The sequence below is a fragment of the Sulfurimonas sp. NWX367 genome (assembly GCF_039667065.1).
Classification (GTDB): Bacteria; Campylobacterota; Campylobacteria; order Campylobacterales; family Sulfurimonadaceae; genus Sulfurimonas; species Sulfurimonas hydrogeniphila.
The window spans coordinates 1-1,985 of the sequence record NZ_JALCZM010000008.1 but is presented as its reverse complement, the minus strand read 5'-3'; the positions used below and the strand labels follow the sequence as shown (position 1 = coordinate 1,985).

At 32.8% G+C, this 1,985-nt stretch carries 1 protein-coding gene and 1 rRNA gene; both read right to left on the bottom strand.

The window, feature by feature from the left end; all coding sequences use genetic code 11:
- Positions 1–217: 217 nt before the first annotated feature.
- Positions 218–1,471, bottom strand: coding sequence for an outer membrane protein transport protein (locus tag MNY28_RS11740; RefSeq protein ID WP_151899271.1), 1,254 nt, complete (start codon positions 1,469–1,471; stop codon positions 218–220).
- A gap of 423 nt (positions 1,472–1,894) precedes the next feature.
- Positions 1,895–1,985: ribosomal RNA gene (gene rrf, locus MNY28_RS11735) — 5S ribosomal RNA — on the bottom strand; the annotation flags it as partial.

Genomic DNA, 1,985 nt, shown 5'->3' with positions numbered 1-1,985 from the left:
ATGATAACAAATTCTATGAATATATTCCCGAGGCACACAAATCGTGCCTTTTTATCCTCTGAAAGTACCTATTTTACGAGGTTAAGTTTTATTTAAAAAGTTATCGCGGAAGTCAGGAATTATGCTAACAGATCAGAAAATAAGATTAAAATAATAGAAAGAAGAAAAGAACACCGCCAAAAGGCGATGTGAAAAGAGAACTGTTAATTTTCTTTTTCTAGAAGTTATAGTTCAGTTGTACACTTACACCATCTTGAGAGTGTTTTGTTGTAATATCTTGAGCTGCAAAGTTTTTATAAGTATTTGTAACTTCAGGTGCATATGTATATGCTACATCTACTGATGCTTTATTACTTATATCATAAGAAGCACCAATTGCATAGTGAGATTCAACAATACCTGGAAAACCAAGAAGATTAAAAGTATTGACTGTACCTGGCTGTAATCCAGCACTATTTGGAATATCAGTTGCAGGATTCACAACAGTTTTTTCGCTAATAGGACTTGAAGCATAATTATAACCTAAACGCACTGCCCAACCTTTTGTATTATACTCATAACCTAAAGCAATTACATTTTGATCATCCCATTCAAAATCTTTATATCCTTTCGCATCAGACCATTTAATTTGCTTATAATCAACAGCTACAGTATGCTCGCCCATATTATAACTTGCACCTATACCAATCTCAGCTGGTGTGGAAAGTTTATTGTTATTATATCCAGTTGCAGTAAAAGGACTAACAACTGTATCAAACCCTTTATATTCCATATCAATTCTAGATTTATAAATTGCTCCAACTGTAAAACCAGACATCGTATAAGCTAAACCTATGTTGTAACCAAATTTTAAATCTTGAGCAACACCCATTCCGATTGTATCTCCCGCAGCATTTGGATCTAAAGGATTAGGGCTACCTGGATACTCATAATTAATATCCAAAGAACCATATTGCAAAATTGGTGTAACAGCTACACTAAAACCATTTGTAGTATATGCCAATGGCACACCAAACTGCATTAATTGAAGATTGGTAACCATTTGCATTTGAGTACCACCTGCTAATACAGAGTTGGCATCACGATAGTCAACACCCATACCGCCAGTTCCCCACATACCAATACCAACATAAAAATTATCGTTGATTTTAGTTGCCAAAGAAACTTCAGGTATAACATTTAAATTAGCATCACTGTCAAATGATGAAGCTCCAAAACCAATATTATTTTCATTTTTTACATGTGGCATAAAAATTGTACCACCGAAAGAAATCTCAGTTCCTTTCACAGAAGTAATTAAAGCAGGATTTGAAAGAGCAGATTCTGCACCATGGCTTATACCAATACTCGTTCCTGCCATACCACGAGATTTTGCACCCGTACCTATTAATGCTGCACCGTTCGTTGCAAATGCAGAAGTTGCACCTAAAGCTAATGCAGCTACTACTGCTAATTTAATTGTTTTTTTCATTTTCTCTCCTTAAGAGTATGTCAAATTTTTGAGATAGCCAAAGCTATTTCGACTGAAAGTATTATATGGGATAAAAAATTAATTGCATCTTAAGAAGAGAAACATAAGTATCATAAAAACTTATAGATTAAATCATTATAGTTCATTGTATAACAAAAATCACTGAGGAACATAATAAAATATTATAAAAATGGAAGAAATAGAGAAAATATCAGCTGTATTAATAGTAAATATCACTATATGATAAAAAAGATGAAAATGTAGATATGTGATAAAAAAATAACAATGTGTATATTTGTAACATTTTTATCACATATTAAAATATATATGTATTGTACAAAAGAAATGTAAAAATAAAGTAAATAGAAATATAGCAGAGAAAATTTTGTAAATGATTGAAAGTTAGAAAGAAAAATCTGATCAACTAGGCAGCGACCTACATTCCCACAAGTGAAACCTGCAGTATTATCAGCGATGAGAGGCTTAGCTTCTGGGTTCGGAATGGGGCCAGGCG

Bases quoted from the DNA above. Each gene is read 5' to 3' on its own strand.
- MNY28_RS11740 (WP_151899271.1), bottom strand. From the start codon at position 1,471: ATGAAAAAAACAATTAAATTAGCAGTAGTAGCTGCATTAGCTTTAGGT.